Raw genomic sequence first — 13,821 nt, 5'->3', positions numbered from 1 at the left:
AGCGGGGCGAAGGACGGTGGAGCGCCGATCTCTGAATCGGCGTGGCTTTGGAGCGTTACTTTCTACAGACGAGTTAGGTCAAAATGCGGACGGTTACCTTCCCAAGGCCGCTTAAATCGTTCTCATCGGCAGTCCATAGCTCATCAGCTCTTGCCATCTCCGCAGCTTTTACATGGAGGTAATCATGGATGCGTCCGCCTTGTACGCCTTGAGTGTGGGTAAGAGAAAATGATTTTATAGTTTCCGCTGCGGAGATGTCCACAAACTCGAGTCGTTGATACATCTGTTCCACTACCGCAGTTGCAATTTCAGGAGAATATTTCCGTGGGCGCTGGGTGCCGTCATCCATCTGTAGCATGATACCGCGACCAGTGAGTGCGGAGAAAACTTCTGCCAAGGTGTGCGTGCGTGTGACGCCTTTGATTTCAACCAGCCGCTTACGGGAGTAAAACCAGATCAATGCTGAGGAATCCCAATATATCTTCATGATTTACCATTCCGGTCAGCACGAATAGCGGCCACTATACTCTCACGGGTGATGGTTCCTGCCTTGGGAAGCAGCGTGACCGGATCAATGTCTGTCATGCCCAAAGTTTCGGGCTGTTCCATCACGATTTTACGGACGCGAATCTCTCCGCCTTCAAAGCGCCAGTCCACTTGGTCACCAGGATGGATGCCAGCCGCTTCGGCGACATCAGCCGGAATCGTCGTCTCCCTTTTTTCCCGCACAGCGGTTGCACTCATGAAATAAAACTCTCACGCACTGGGATTTGCGTCAATGCCTTCCATTGACCCATACCGGTCTTGGAGTATTGTGGTTCCCATGAAGATCAACACACTTCTCGTAGCATTTTCGTCTCTCTTGGCCGTTAGCTGGAGCGCATCCGCCGCCATTCAGGCGAAGGCCGTGGAATATAAGGAAGGCAGCACCACCCTCGAAGGCTGGCACGTTTATGACGATGCCGTGAAGGGCAAGCGCCCCGGTGTGCTGGTGGTGCATCAGTGGAAGGGCCTGGGCGATTATGAGAAGAAACGCGCGGAGATGCTGGCGCAGCTCGGCTACAATGTTTTCTGCGTGGATATCTATGGCAAGGGCATCCGCCCGAGCGATCCGAAAGATGCGGGTGCCATGGCGGGCAAATACAAGAGTGATCGCGCACTGCTGCGCAAGCGCGTGGATGCCGGCCTCTCCGTGCTGAACAAGAGCGAGTTCACCGATGCGAACAAGGTAGCAGCGATCGGCTATTGCTTCGGCGGTACGACGGTGCTGGAGCTTGCTCGTAACGGCGCCACGGTGAATGGTGTGGTGAGCTTCCACGGCGGCCTGAGCACGCCCACGCCGGATGATGCGCGCAAGATCCGCGGCAAAGTCCTCGCCCTCCATGGCGCCGATGACCCGCATGTTCCTCCCGCCGAGGTCGCCGGTTTCGAGAAAGAGATGCGCGATGCGAAGATTGACTGGCAACTCGTCTCTTACGGCAACGCCGTACACAGCTTCACGCACTGGGATGCGGGCAGTGACAACTCCAAGGGAGCGGCTTACAACGAGAAGGCTGACAAGCGTTCCTGGGAGGCGATGAAGGCGTTCTTTGCGGAGATTTTTGGGAAGTAACGGAAAAGAACACTGATATTTTCCCGTGTCCTGATGACACGAGGCATTCGTAACGGCGGCTTTTCAAGCCGCCGTTAGCTTTTTTCGGCACGATCAGTTCCAGGCGGGTTTGATTTTCGGGGTTTGCAAATCGTGAGGTTTCGCTAGAATCGGGAGAACATGCGCCGACTAGACGAATTACTCGCCAGTAACCGCAACTGGGCGGAAGGGGTACGGGACAAAGACCCAGATTTCTTCACCCGTCTCGCGACCCAGCAATCCCCACAATATCTTTGGATCGGTTGCTCGGACAGCCGCGTGCCGGCCAATCAGATCGTGGGCCTGCTGCCGGGCGAGGTATTCGTCCATCGCAACGTCGCCAACCTCGTCATCACCACGGACCTTAACTGCGTTTCAGTGATGCAATACGCCATCGATGTGCTGAAGGTTAAGCACATCATCGTGTGCGGTCATCACGGCTGTGGCGGTGTTTGGGCGGCCATGACCAACATGCGTTTCGGCCTCATCGATAACTGGCTGCGTCATTTGCAAGACGTGCGGGATCGTCATCAGGCATTGCTCGATACGGTGGCCGATCCGCAAGCTCGCGCGGAACGTCTGTGTGAGTTGAACGCCATCGAGCAAGCCTGCCATGTCTGTCGCACGACCATCGTTCAAGACGCTTGGGCGCGCGGACAGGAACTGACCGTACACGGCTGGATCTACAGTTTGAAGGACGGCTTGGTGCGCGATCTGGAGATGAGCATCAGCAGTCTGGATGAGTTGGAGCCGGGCTACAAGGCGGCGGTGGAACATGTGCGGCGCGAAGCGCAGGCCGGAACCAAACCAAATGCGTAGAAGCGGTTTCTGGCGGCCCAAACTCCTGGCTTGGAGAAGTCCTGCACAGCAAAACGTCTCGTGTTGTGTAATGATCTCAATGGTGTAACCATTCTGCTTCAAAGCGGAGAAATCACAGCATAAACAAGCGGCTCAGATTTCTCTGAGCCGCTTGTCACTAGCTTAAACTTCGATCACCCGTGCTTACATGTGCTTGATGATGTTATCACCGAACTCGGAGCACTTGATCTGCGTGCCGCCTTCCATGAGGCGCGCGAAGTCATACGTCACGCGCTTGCTGGCGATGGCGCCGTTCAGGCCCTTGAGGATGAGATCGGCCGCTTCGGTCCAACCCATATAGCGGAGCATCATTTCGCCGGAGAGGACGACGGAGCCAGGGTTCACCATGTCTTTGCCCGCATACTTCGGCGCGGTGCCGTGCGTGGCTTCGAAGATGGCGTGGCCGCTGACGTAGTTGATGTTACCACCAGGAGCGATGCCGATGCCACCGACTTGCGCAGCAAGAGCGTCGGAGAGGTAGTCACCGTTCAAGTTCAATGTGGCGATGACGTCGAAGTCTTCCGGGCGCGTGAGCACCTGTTGCAGGGCGATGTCCGCAATGGCGTCCTTGATGAGGATGGCCCCACCGGCGAGCGCGGCCTTCTGTTCGGCGTTCGCGGCTTCTTCGCCCTTTTCCTTCTTCGTGGCTTCCCACTGGGCCCACGTATAGACCTTGTCTCCGAAGATGCGCTTGGAGGCACCATAAGCCCAATCGCGGAAGGCACCTTCCGTGAACTTCATGATGTTGCCCTTATGGACGATCGTGACGCTCTTGCGCTTGTTCTTGATCGCGTATTCCACAGCGGACTTCATGAGGCGGATCGTGCCGACGGCGGACACCGGCTTGATGCCAAGACCGACTTCGACCGGCGGAGCGCCGTGACCGCCGGAGGCTTGCGCCATGTATTCAGCGATCTTCTCCTGCGTGCCGAAACGGATCTTGGCGAAATCTTTCGGGAATTCCTTGGCGAGGAAATCGAGCACCTTCGCCGCTTCCGGCGTGCCACCTTTGAATTCGATACCGGCGTAGATGTCTTCGGTATTCTCGCGGAAGATGACCATGTCCACCTTTTCCGGAGCCTTCACCGGGCTGGGAACGCCGGTGAAATATTGCACGGGGCGCAGGCAGACGTAGAGGTCCAGCATCTGGCGCAGCGCGACGTTCAAAGAACGGATACCACCACCGACAGGCGTAGTGAGCGGTCCCTTGATGCCGACGAGGAATTCCTTGAAGGCTTCCACGGTGTCATCCGGCAACCAGTTGTTGTATTGCTTGAACGAGGCTTCCCCGGCGGATACTTCCATCCAGGAGATCTTCTTCTGGCCGCCGTAGGCTTTTTCCACCGCGGCATCAAAGACGCGGACGCTGGAGGCCCAAATATCCGGCCCCGTGCCGTCACCGCGGATGAACGGGATGATGGGGTTGTTGGGGACTTGGAGGACACCCTTGCTGATGGAGATCTTCTCGCCAGCGGGGACAGTGCAGGTCGTGTAGGCCATGTGCTTGATTCGTTAGCGTTAAAAAATGCGTAGGACGGTTTAACGGCTCCGGGCGATTGCCGCAAGCGGATTGCGAACAGTCTTTACGCTTAGAGGGCAGATTTCTTGTTTATTCTCAAGGCCAGAGGGTTTAAATATCCCCTGCATGACCACCACTCTGACACGTTTTCTGCTGGCCGGATTTCTGACGGTCTTTTCTTTGGCCGTCCAAGCTGAGCGGCTCATCCTTGTCGCTGGCGGCACAAATGACGCCGTGAACATCCCGGCGCTGGAAGCAAAGCTCAAAGAGCCTTTCGGCACGGAGTTCGATAGCAAGGGTAATATGTACATCGTGGAGATGGCCTCGGGAAACCGCCTGCTCCGCGTGGATGGCAAAGGTGTGCTCTCTCACGTGGCCGGGCAATTGAAGGCAGGTGATTCCGGTGATGGTGGCCCGGCACTTCATGCCCAGTTCAATGGCCCGCATAATCTGATGGTTCTGCCGGATGACAACGTGCTCATCGGTGATACGTGGAACGGCCGCATCCGCAAAGTGGACATTAAGACCAGCAAGGTTTCCAGCCTCGACGGCTTCAACGTGCCGAACCAGAAGGCCAAGAGCCTCGGGCCTTACTGCATCAGTCTGGACTTCAGCGGCACGAAACTCTACATCGCGGACTTGCGCCAGGTACATGCGCTCGATCTCAAGACGGGCAAAAGCAAAGTCGTGGCGGGTAATGGGCAGAAGGGCGTGCCAGCGGATGGCGCGGTGGCCACGGAAGCCCCGTTGGTCGATCCCCGTGCAGCAGCGGCCGATCGCCTCGGTAATGTCTATATCCTCGAACGCGGCGGCAATGCCCTGCGCGTGGTGGATAAGGACGGAAAGATCAAAACCGTGGTGAACGCCAGCGGCAAGAAAGGCGGCACAGGCGATGGCGGTCCCGCTCTCGAAGCCACCATGAACGGCCCGAAATATATCTGCATCGACCGCGACAATAGCGTGATCATCGCGGATGCGGAGAGTCATCTGGTGCGGCGATATCAGCCAAAGGATGGGAAGATCACGCGCATCGCGGGAACCGGTGTGAAAGGTGCCGCAGGTCTCGGTGGTGATCCCACGAAAGCGCAACTGGCACGACCACACGGAGTCACGATTCATCCGAAGACAGGGGAGCTTTATATCACAGATAGTTACAATGACCGGATTTTGAAGATTGCACCCTAAATTCGTAGCAGCCGAGGTGACGAGGCTCTTGTTTCAATCTGATACAGTTAGAGGCACCTCACGTCGGCATCACTAACGGACCCATGACCAGCACGCATGACAAAGCCGAGACGGTACTCGGAGCCGCCCGTGAGTTCGCCACTACGCGCTGGAGCGTCGTCATGGCCGCAGGTTCGGCATCGCCGCGTTCAGGCGAGGCACTCGCGCAATTGTGTCAGGCCTATTGGTATCCGCTCTACGCGTACGTGCGGCGGCAAGGCCACAACGCCCATGATGCCCAAGACCTCACCCAAGAGTTCTTCGCCCGTTTGCTGGAGAAAAATTATCTCTCGGCGGTGAACCGGGACAAAGGCCGCTTTCGCTCCTTCCTGCTCGCCTCACTGAAACACTTTCTCGCGAACGAATGGGATAAGGCTCGCGCCCAAAAGCGTGGTGGCGGCAAAGAGATCATCCATCTGGATGCGCATGATGCCGAGACCCGCTACAGCCTCGAACCCCGCGATGTCATCTCCGCAGACAAGATCTATGAACGCCGGTGGGCGATGCTCTTGCTTGATCGTGTCCTGCTTCGCTTGCAGGAAGAGCAGATCGCTGCCGGAAAAGGAAAGCAGTTCGAGTCCTTGAAAGTCTGCCTGCTCGGCGATCGCGCTTCCGTGCCTTACACCGAGCTTGCCACGCAAATGGGCATGACCGAAAGCAACGTGAAGGTGACCGTCCATCGCCTGCGCCAGCGCTATCGCGAATTGCTGCGCGCGGAGATCGCTGAAACCGTCGATTCCCCCGCGGAAGTGGAAGAAGAATTACGACATCTGTTCACGGCACTAAGTTGACGCCATTTTCATTTACGCAAAACCCATGCGCTACAAACTATCCACGCGCTTCATCCTCATCACCGCATTGATCCCCGTGGTGGTCTTGGCTGCCCCCGCTGTCAACAAGCTCAAACCGCATCCGGCCGCCCTTCCAAACACACATGCCGCAGGTGAAGTCGATAACCCCGTGCTAGTTCCTTTCATCGTCGCCGATCCAGCCACCTTGCCCGGTATCGTCGTGGATGACACTAGTGCTACCCTTGTCGGCAAATGGCAATACTCCACCCACACGCCGCCCTACGTAGGTCTCGGTTATCTGCATGACCAAAACACCGGCAAAGGCGAGAAGTCCGTGACCTTCACGCCAAACTTGGCCAAGGATGGCCTCTACGAAGTGCGCCTCGCGCATTGCTACAACATCCGTCGCGCCACAAATGCTCCCGTGACCATCCATCACGCAGATGGCGAAAAGCTCATCCGCGTGAATGAGCAAACACCTTCCGAACATGACAAGCTCTTCACTACGCTGGGCACATTCCGTTTCAAGGCCGGGACCAACGGCTGGGTGCGCATCTCCAATGAAGGCACGGAAGGAAAGTATGTGATCGCAGATGCGATCCAGTGGTTGCCGAAAGAATAATGAAGCCCTGTCCGTTTAGATTAGTCCAATTTTCAAGTGTTCATCGGTAAAGCATGTAGTAACAATTCTCCCATATGAAATTCGCCCGTCTCTCTGCGTTTTGTTTCGCTCTCGCTGGCGCTGTCGTCAGCCACGTTTCCGCTGCGGATGCTCCGCTTGCTTTCAAAGATCCCACGCCGAAGCGTTATGACTTCACCGCCCGCGCGAGCCAGATCGATCCTCGTGCCAAGGCTCATCCCGAGATCAGCTTTCTTTTCGAGAAAGATGGCAAGCCGGCTGATACCGAGAAGGCCTCGGTGGATACGCGCGTGAAGCCGCAGGGCAAGCTCGTCATCTGGCTCATGGGCCATAACGGCCAGCTCTTCGACCGCCTGAACAGCTACGGCCTGCATGCCATTCAGGTGCATTACGCGAATGGCTGGTTCGGCAAATTCGGCAACATGTCTCCGGGCAATGACGGCCAGTTGCTAGGCCATATCCGTCTCGAAGCCTTGACCGGTGAGAACGTCAGCCCGCTCGTGGACATCCCGAAACCGGACGGCATGATGGAGCGGTCGTTCCAATTTGTGACCTGGCTCACGAAACAGAATCCGCAAGGCGGCTGGGAATATTTCCTCACCGATGACAAGAAAGGTTTGCGCTGGGATCGCGTCATCATTTCCGGTGCGTCTCATGGAGCGACGTCTGCCGCCCGTTTCGCCAAACAGGTGAAAGTGGATCGTGTGGTGATGCTCTGCGGACCGCGTGACCAATTGGAGACGTGGCAAGGATTGCCCTCCGCCACGCCGGAAAACCGTTACTTCGGTTTCAGCCACGTGCTGGATGGGGGCTGGACGGGTGATCACTACTGCCGTTCGTGGGAACTCATCGGCCTGCAAAAGTTCGGCCCGATTGTGGATGTCGATAAAGTCGCTGCACCTTATGGTAATTCACGCCGCCTCATCACCGCTGCGGACGTGAAAGGCAATGCGGACAAGGCTCACGGCTCCGTGACACCCGGCGGTTCGGCGGTGAAAGATGCTGCTGGCAAATACATCCACGAACCTGTGTGGCGTTATCTGTACACGCACCCGGTGGATAAAGTGGGTGAAGCTGTTCCGCATGACCAGAGCTGCCAGATGACTCCGGCCGCTCCGAAGGCGAAGAAGTAATCGCGGCTAGAAATTAGTTTTAGAAGCGTGAGTGTGTTCCATGAACACCTCACGCTTTTTAGTTTAGCACGGGCTTGTTCAACAGCTCCGACGGTGCCACTTCGATCTTGCTCGCGATCTCTTCAGGGATGTTGGTCGCACCCATCTTGCCATGTTCATCGCGCGTGACACACACCACGGTCAGTTTGCCGCGGGCGACTTCGCCGGGATGCCCGCCATTCAATTTCACGAACCTAAATAAATAGCTGATCGCCTTGCTCCGTTTCTCGCACACGAGCAGATGGATCTCCACCTCATCCTCAAAACGTAACGGTTGCTTGTAATCACACGAGGCATGCACGCGCGGCCAGCCGACGTGCGGGGTCACCTGGTTGGTGACAATGGAGTAGCCCAGCGAGCGGAAGAAGGCGTGCTCCGCCGTCTCCATGTAGCGGAAGAAATTCGAGTAGTGGACGATCCCCGCCATGTCCGTCTCGGAGAACTCCACCCGGCGGACGACTTTGAATTCGTATGGCATGGTGAGATAAACTTAGCGCGAAACGGTTGGTTGCTTCAACTCCGCAAACGCCTTGGCCATATGCTCCGCCATGGACTCGATACTAAAGCGCGAATGCACCATCCTATGCCCCGTCTCGGCCATCGTGCGCAGATGCCGTGTATCGATGAGCGTCGCTTCCAGTGCATTGGCCAGCGCACCGGGACTGCCCGGCTCATACAGCGCACCGCCGCCAGTCGTCTCGACCAGTTCTGGAAAAGACGCCACGCGAGGCTGCACCACAGGAACACCAGAAGCCAATGACTCGATCACATACAGACCGAATGCCTCACCATAAAGTGCAGGCACGGTGAAAACGCTGAGCCCTTGGAAAAATTCCAGTTTCTCCTCACGGCTCAGATTTGGGTGGAACGAGACATCACCAATGAAACCCGCCCGCTGTAACCGCATTTTCAATTGTTCAACGAACGGTTCATCAGAAGGTCCACAACCACCGCCGATTTTGAGTTTCAATCCCGGAACACGATTGCGCTGCTTGAGCGAAAGAAACGCCTCCACCACGGAATCCAGCCCCTTGTCCTTGCACATGCGGGCGAAAAAACCGATGACGGGTGCCGTATTTGTGCTGATCGGCGGCACAGTCGTCGGATAGCCTGCGAGGTTGATGCCATTGTAAACGACCTTCAATTTATTCGCCGGGATCTGCATCTTCGCCATCATTCGCTCGCCGAAATAACGGCTCGGCGCGATGAACAAGTCCACTTCCTTGGCGCGCTCCGCCAGCAATCGCCACATGGCGTTGCTGCCTTCTTCCGGCATGGAATCAATGAACGCATCCTCGCCCTGCAACATGCAGACCACCGAAGATTTAAGCTCTTGCTTCATACGGCGCGCGAGGCCGATGAGCATAGCATTGGAAAGGCTGATGGCATCCGGGTGGTTCTGTGGCTTTAGGTAGGCGATAAGTTCTTCCAGTTCGCGCGCCTGATTGCCTTCTTCTCCCTTGAGCATGGAGATGGCGATGTCCACCACATCCGTCGCTTGCGTCTTGGCCGCCCGGCCGGAAGCCAGCTTCAAAAGAATGGGCGAAGCGAGGATTTTGTGTAGCCACTTCGGGGCACTGCGATACCAGGCGGATTGCTGCTCCAGATAGACGTTCACGCCGTTGAAGAAGGTCGGCACACCTTTGCTCTGATCCTCCTCATCCAGCGTCATCGGCAGATAGAGCGGGATCATCAGGGTGTTATGCCCCTGCTTCCGCCAGGCAGCCACCATGGCGTTATCGCGGAAACAATTTCCGCAATACATGCCACCGGCACCCGGTGTGATCTGCACGATGTTCACGCGCCCAATTTATCCGCTGAGAGGCGTGTGTCCAGTGGCAGAATGCACTTTGCAGGAAGACTGCCTATGCGGTCGTTTCCGGCGGATCGCGGTGGACGCTATTCGGCGTAAAGCCTGGCAGACATACAGCGATATACTCCGCACCCTCTGCTCCCGGCGTGCTGTATTGCACCCATTCACCCGCTTTGGTGATAACCGCCTGTCCGGCGGTGACATCGATGTATCCATCCTTGTGCAGCACGCGCAGCATGCCTTTCAGCACGATGGTGAATTCATCGAACTCCGGTGTCTGGCCGGGCTCAGTCCAGCCGGAGAGACTCATCATGCGGGCGATGCTGAGACGGGATTCCTGCGAATTCACATTACCGATAAATTCCTCGATGATCTTGGGGCGATTTCCCGCTGCTTTGATGCGGGCCGGGTGGGCGATCAATGTCGGCATGCGCAGGAAGATGCGGGAGGAACAGGCGGAGCGCAAACGGTTTATGCCGAGAATGATGAATTGTGTTCACCCTTCTAAAAAGTGTTTTTCACTACAGCATTTGGCCATGGGCATCGGGGTTCTCTCGATTGTGGCAACAGACATCTGCGACAGTAAAGTTCCGCTTCAATTCGTTGCCCTGAAAGCCCGAGTGGAACTCTCATGCGACGGTGGCTAGCACCGCAGCCGACCTATGCCGCCATATCACGCGGCGGCGAGCACTGGCTCCGGATGCGCAGTGAACGTCGCGGGCAAGGCGGCTTGCGTCTGCTGTCTGGCGGGGATGAAGAAGAGAAGGTCGGTAGTGTCCAGTGCGCGCACTTCGTAACTGCCTGAAGGCAGCACCTGGTATTGTTCGCCTTCCAGCAGTTTGTACGTGCGGTTGCCGGTGCGGACAGCCACTCGCCCATACGTCACGACCATGAGCAAAGGCGCGCCGGGGGAGAACTCTTTCAACTCCTGACCCGCGCGCAAGCCTACTAGCACAAGTTGGACGCAATCGTTGCGAAAGATGAGGCGCTTGGGTGTTTCGCCCAGAGCAGTCATGATGGTCTGCGGCAATGTTTCAGCGAGGAAAAGGGAGTCATCATTTTTCATGCGAGAACGGGGTTGAGGGTTTTACGTTTCACCGAGGCGATGAGAGCAAGGCTACAACGCGTGCCACTGCGGGTGCGAAGGCGGCTGGCGTCGCGATCCCAGTCGAGACGGCCATCGACTTCGAAGGCGTAGAAGAGCCAGCCGGCGGGCAGATGCGTTTCTGTCTCCCAGACGCCATCGCGCAGTTCCATGCCTACGCGCAGGGAGGGTTGATGCTCCGGCATGACGACGAGTTCCACATGTCCGGCCTTGGGCCGGACGGTGCGGAAGGTCGTCTCACCGGTATTCAGATTGACGCAATACATGAGACATAAGAAAGCGCATCAGGGGAAAACGCGCTGCCCCGGCGTTGACAAAAATCGTCGGGAGGTTGCGGGGTGGAGAGTGCCCGTCCCGGGCACAGCAAGGTGAAATGGTTTAGTCGGCTTTCAGAATTGTTGAGGCAGACGCAAAGAGGTTTCGCGCGGAGATTCAGGCGATAAGTGAGCCGCCTTTGCTAATGAAAGTTGCTGTGCCCGAGGACCCCGACCTACTGGTACGGGGCAGGCGGGCACGCTCCGCTACTTGCGGCGGGCGCCGAGGGGATAAAGACCCGGGCAGCAGCCGTAGGTTTCGTGGAAGGCCTGGCTGAAATGGCTGGGGCTGTTGTAGCCCACTTCCATCGCTGCCTCGGTCACGTTGTATTCACCGGATTGCAGGAGTTCTGCGGCCTTCTCCATGCGCAGACGGCGGAGATATTGCGGGATGGTCTGGCTGGTGACCTGGGAGAAAGTGCGGCTGAGATAGAATGGGCTGCAGCCGATTTTCTTGCCGAGTTCTTCGAGCGAAGGCGGCTCGCACAAATCTTGGCGTAACAGGAAGATGACTTGCTCCACGCGTTCTTGCGCAGTACGGCTTTGACGCGAGGCAGGCTGCTCTTTTTCCTCCACCACTTGCATGAAGAATGTGAGCGCCATCTCCAGCACCTTGCACTGATACCAGAGCGGTTGCGCGGCAGCGAAGACGGGCGGCTGGCGCAAGACTTCCACGAGTTGTTGCTGCGCCGCTGTGAGCCGCTGCGGAAAGGCAGGACCGACAGGTGAAGGTTTGCCATCCACGAACGCCCGCACGAGCGGATGCAATTTTTTCCCCAAAGCATCCAAGTGCGTTTGCAGGAACGTGCGGGAAAATTCAATTGTAAGGAACTGATGTTGCTGTCCGGCCAGACGACGACCGATCAATCTCTCCTCACCTTGCCGGTAAAACGCCACGCTCAGGGGTGCGATGTCAGAGCGCGTACCCCCGCCTTCGACGAAACCTTCGCCGCTCAAGTTCAAGCAAAGCTCTATGCAATCCGGATGAAAACTAGCAGACCAGTCCAGTTCCTCTTTGTTAGTGAAATCATGCCATTCTACACTGAAACCAAGGCCTTGGAAGCTGCCGAAGAGCGGTTGCCAACCTGAACCTACAGGCCGCCATGCGGTGGCTTCGGCAAACACGACAGGGCCTCCCTTGGCGGGATTTCCTTCACTGGCGCTGGTACCGTTCTTAGCCATCAACGATTTCGTTAATGAGACTCAGTATCATTAACTGAGGAGTTTGCAAGCGGGATGATAGAGCACTTTGCACTTAGTGTGCAATCTGACAACTCATCCAGGGGGTAAATGCGGTCATTTCCGAAAAAAGAAAAACCAGACGATCAGCAGCATCGGGAACATGATGGGCAGGCTGTATTTGAAGACGTAGCCGAGGAAACTCGGGGTGTGGACCTTTTGCTGATCCGCGATGGCTTTGACCATGAAATTTGGACCGTTGCCGATGTAGGTGTTCGCTCCGAAGAAGACGGCACCGATGCTGATGGAGACGATGTATTTGTTCAGCTCCGCGTTACCGAGGAGGTAGGCGATCTCGATTTGTTCCACGCTCACGGTTTTGGCAGCGAGCAACTCGGGCTTGTATTGTTGCAATGCAGCGATGGTGTTCCGGATATGATCGGCGTGAGGCCCTGTGAGGGTGGCGAGATCGCCGCCGTTTTGGATGAAAGCCTGGATCTGCTCAATGGTGTGAGGATCAATGAACGCACCGAAGACGGCGCTGAGGAACGCGAGATACGTAGGCGCATTATCCAGCACGCTGGAGAGTATGCCGGAGCCAAAGTAGAAGAAAGCAGGGTTGAGTGCGAGACCGAGCTTGCCGACTTCTTCGGCATTCGTGTTCGCGGCGAGCCAGTCGAGGGCAGGCATCATGGTGGCGAAGATGCCGATGAAGAGGATGGCGACCTCCTGCACGGGATGGAAATTGAAGTCATTGGCCGCATGGACATGCTTTTTGGTCGTGTAATAGGAACCAGCAGCCGCGCCGATCATCAGAGCTTCACGGAGAAACAGCGGATGGTTGATGAACACAGCGCACAGGATCACGGTGAGGAAAACAAGATTTGAAGTGCCCTCAAACTTCCATGCGTCCGGCGGCTCGGCCAGCTTCTCGCGCACCGGTTTGGGGGCTTTCCGATAGTTCAAAGTGTCGGCCACGAAGAACATGGCAAGCAATACACCGATACCAGTGAGCCACATGGGCCAGCAATGTTCGGTGACCCACCAGAAAGGGACGCCTTTCAGATACCCCAGGAAGAGCGGGGGATCGCCGATGGGCGTGAGGCAGCCGCCGACGTTCGACACGATGAAGATGAAGAAGACGATGTGATGCGCGGTGATGCGATATTTGTTCATCCGTATCCACGGGCGGATAAGCAGCATGGAGGCGCCCGTAGTACCCAGAAGATTCGCGATGACGGCACCGACGAGGAGGAAGACGACATTGGCGAAGGGAGTCGCCTCACCTTTCACCGAGATATGGATGCCGCCGGAGACGACGTAGAGAGAACCGATCAAGGCAATGAAGCTGACATACTCCTGCGCCACATGCAGCACGCGGGTGCCGGCATGGAGACCGAAGAAATAGTATAGCAGCGTGATGGCCCCGAGGGCATAGGCGACTTTCGGATAGTGTTTGCCCCACCAGTTGGCAAAGAAGAGCGGTCCAAGGGCAATGGTGCCGAGCAATGCTGCGAAGGGCAGCATCATCAGCGGGTTCGGTTGGATTACGGCATGCGCGTCCATGAGCGAGAAG

At 56.8% G+C, this 13,821-nt stretch carries 16 protein-coding genes; 6 read left to right on the top strand and 10 right to left on the bottom strand.

The window, feature by feature from the left end; genetic code table 11:
* Positions 1–73: 73 nt before the first annotated feature.
* Entirely contained in the window at positions 74–487 is a 414-nt protein-coding gene (locus tag VGH19_22185; GenBank protein HEY1174090.1) for a hypothetical protein, read from the bottom strand.
* Positions 484–744 (bottom strand): AbrB/MazE/SpoVT family DNA-binding domain-containing protein, encoded by a 261-nt coding sequence (locus tag VGH19_22180; GenBank protein HEY1174089.1) that lies wholly within the window; start codon positions 742–744, stop codon positions 484–486. Before VGH19_22180 ends, VGH19_22185 begins: the two co-directional genes overlap by 4 nt.
* A gap of 79 nt (positions 745–823) precedes the next feature.
* On the opposite strand from VGH19_22180, the gene VGH19_22175 reads away from it, so the two are divergent.
* A complete protein-coding gene (locus VGH19_22175; GenBank protein ID HEY1174088.1) occupies positions 824–1,612 on the top strand; it encodes a dienelactone hydrolase family protein in 789 nt (262 codons plus the stop codon).
* Positions 1,613–1,771: 159 nt separating this feature from the next.
* Positions 1,772–2,449 (top strand): carbonate dehydratase, encoded by a 678-nt coding sequence (gene can, locus VGH19_22170; GenBank protein ID HEY1174087.1) that lies wholly within the window; start codon positions 1,772–1,774, stop codon positions 2,447–2,449.
* Between the two features lie 183 nt (positions 2,450–2,632).
* On the opposite strand, the gene icd is transcribed toward can, so the two are convergent.
* A complete protein-coding gene (icd, locus tag VGH19_22165) occupies positions 2,633–3,988 on the bottom strand; it encodes an isocitrate dehydrogenase (NADP(+)) (GenBank protein HEY1174086.1) in 1,356 nt (451 codons plus the stop codon).
* A gap of 145 nt (positions 3,989–4,133) precedes the next feature.
* On the opposite strand from icd, the gene VGH19_22160 reads away from it, so the two are divergent.
* The 4 genes from VGH19_22160 (at position 4,134) to VGH19_22145 (ending at position 7,795) form a co-directional block, all read left to right on the top strand.
* Complete coding sequence (locus VGH19_22160) at positions 4,134–5,192, top strand: hypothetical protein (protein HEY1174085.1); 1,059 nt, start codon at positions 4,134–4,136, stop codon at positions 5,190–5,192.
* Between the two features lie 83 nt (positions 5,193–5,275).
* On the top strand, positions 5,276–6,022 hold the full coding sequence (locus VGH19_22155) for a sigma-70 family RNA polymerase sigma factor (GenBank protein HEY1174084.1): 747 nt from the start codon (positions 5,276–5,278) through the stop codon (positions 6,020–6,022).
* Between the two features lie 25 nt (positions 6,023–6,047).
* Complete coding sequence (locus tag VGH19_22150; GenBank protein ID HEY1174083.1) at positions 6,048–6,644, top strand: xanthan lyase; 597 nt, start codon at positions 6,048–6,050, stop codon at positions 6,642–6,644.
* Between the two features lie 74 nt (positions 6,645–6,718).
* The gene (locus tag VGH19_22145) at positions 6,719–7,795 is read left to right on the top strand and encodes a hypothetical protein (protein HEY1174082.1); all 1,077 of its coding nucleotides are present in this window, start codon (positions 6,719–6,721) and stop codon (positions 7,793–7,795) included.
* Between the two features lie 58 nt (positions 7,796–7,853).
* On the opposite strand, the gene VGH19_22140 is transcribed toward VGH19_22145, so the two are convergent.
* From VGH19_22140 to VGH19_22110, 7 genes are all read right to left on the bottom strand, one after another.
* Positions 7,854–8,312: a thioesterase family protein gene (locus VGH19_22140; GenBank protein ID HEY1174081.1), complete on the bottom strand. Its 459-nt coding sequence runs from the start codon at positions 8,310–8,312 to the stop codon at positions 7,854–7,856.
* A gap of 12 nt (positions 8,313–8,324) precedes the next feature.
* Positions 8,325–9,635 (bottom strand): glycosyltransferase family 4 protein, encoded by a 1,311-nt coding sequence (locus tag VGH19_22135; GenBank protein HEY1174080.1) that lies wholly within the window; start codon positions 9,633–9,635, stop codon positions 8,325–8,327.
* Between the two features lie 64 nt (positions 9,636–9,699).
* The gene (locus VGH19_22130) at positions 9,700–10,077 is read right to left on the bottom strand and encodes a cupin (protein HEY1174079.1); all 378 of its coding nucleotides are present in this window, start codon (positions 10,075–10,077) and stop codon (positions 9,700–9,702) included.
* 243 nt (positions 10,078–10,320) lie between these two features.
* Positions 10,321–10,713, bottom strand: coding sequence for a hypothetical protein (locus tag VGH19_22125; GenBank protein HEY1174078.1), 393 nt, complete (start codon positions 10,711–10,713; stop codon positions 10,321–10,323).
* Positions 10,710–11,018, bottom strand: a complete 309-nt coding sequence (locus tag VGH19_22120) for a hypothetical protein (protein ID HEY1174077.1) — start codon at positions 11,016–11,018, stop codon at positions 10,710–10,712. The genes VGH19_22125 and VGH19_22120 overlap by 4 nt, the downstream gene beginning before the upstream one ends.
* Before the next feature lie 255 nt (positions 11,019–11,273).
* Positions 11,274–12,248 (bottom strand): helix-turn-helix domain-containing protein, encoded by a 975-nt coding sequence (locus VGH19_22115; GenBank protein ID HEY1174076.1) that lies wholly within the window; start codon positions 12,246–12,248, stop codon positions 11,274–11,276.
* A gap of 114 nt (positions 12,249–12,362) precedes the next feature.
* Positions 12,363–13,811: a sodium:proton antiporter gene (locus tag VGH19_22110; GenBank protein ID HEY1174075.1), complete on the bottom strand. Its 1,449-nt coding sequence runs from the start codon at positions 13,809–13,811 to the stop codon at positions 12,363–12,365.
* Between the last annotated feature and the right edge of the window lie 10 nt (positions 13,812–13,821).

This window comes from Verrucomicrobiia bacterium (genome assembly GCA_036405135.1).
GTDB lineage: Bacteria > Verrucomicrobiota > Verrucomicrobiia > Limisphaerales > JAEYXS01 > JAEYXS01.
Note: the sequence above shows the minus strand (reverse complement) of the source record. Positions and strands in the feature narration are given on the sequence as shown.

Excerpts from the sequence above, each read along its gene's own strand:
- VGH19_22185 (HEY1174090.1), bottom strand. The coding sequence starts at position 487 with ATGAAGATATATTGGGATTCCTCAGCATTGATCTGGTTTTACTCCCGT.
- VGH19_22180 (HEY1174089.1), bottom strand. The coding sequence starts at position 744 with ATGAGTGCAACCGCTGTGCGGGAAAAAAGGGAGACGACGATTCCGGCT.
- VGH19_22175 (HEY1174088.1), top strand. The coding sequence starts at position 824 with ATGAAGATCAACACACTTCTCGTAGCATTTTCGTCTCTCTTGGCCGTT.
- can (HEY1174087.1), top strand. The coding sequence starts at position 1,772 with ATGCGCCGACTAGACGAATTACTCGCCAGTAACCGCAACTGGGCGGAA.
- icd (HEY1174086.1), bottom strand. The coding sequence starts at position 3,988 with ATGGCCTACACGACCTGCACTGTCCCCGCTGGCGAGAAGATCTCCATC.
- VGH19_22160 (HEY1174085.1), top strand. The coding sequence starts at position 4,134 with ATGACCACCACTCTGACACGTTTTCTGCTGGCCGGATTTCTGACGGTC.
- VGH19_22155 (HEY1174084.1), top strand. The coding sequence starts at position 5,276 with ATGACCAGCACGCATGACAAAGCCGAGACGGTACTCGGAGCCGCCCGT.
- VGH19_22150 (HEY1174083.1), top strand. The coding sequence starts at position 6,048 with ATGCGCTACAAACTATCCACGCGCTTCATCCTCATCACCGCATTGATC.
- VGH19_22145 (HEY1174082.1), top strand. The coding sequence starts at position 6,719 with ATGAAATTCGCCCGTCTCTCTGCGTTTTGTTTCGCTCTCGCTGGCGCT.
- VGH19_22140 (HEY1174081.1), bottom strand. The coding sequence starts at position 8,312 with ATGCCATACGAATTCAAAGTCGTCCGCCGGGTGGAGTTCTCCGAGACG.
- VGH19_22130 (HEY1174079.1), bottom strand. The coding sequence starts at position 10,077 with ATGCCGACATTGATCGCCCACCCGGCCCGCATCAAAGCAGCGGGAAAT.
- VGH19_22125 (HEY1174078.1), bottom strand. The coding sequence starts at position 10,713 with ATGAAAAATGATGACTCCCTTTTCCTCGCTGAAACATTGCCGCAGACC.
- VGH19_22120 (HEY1174077.1), bottom strand. The coding sequence starts at position 11,018 with ATGTATTGCGTCAATCTGAATACCGGTGAGACGACCTTCCGCACCGTC.
- VGH19_22115 (HEY1174076.1), bottom strand. The coding sequence starts at position 12,248 with ATGGCTAAGAACGGTACCAGCGCCAGTGAAGGAAATCCCGCCAAGGGA.
- VGH19_22110 (HEY1174075.1), bottom strand. The coding sequence starts at position 13,811 with ATGGACGCGCATGCCGTAATCCAACCGAACCCGCTGATGATGCTGCCC.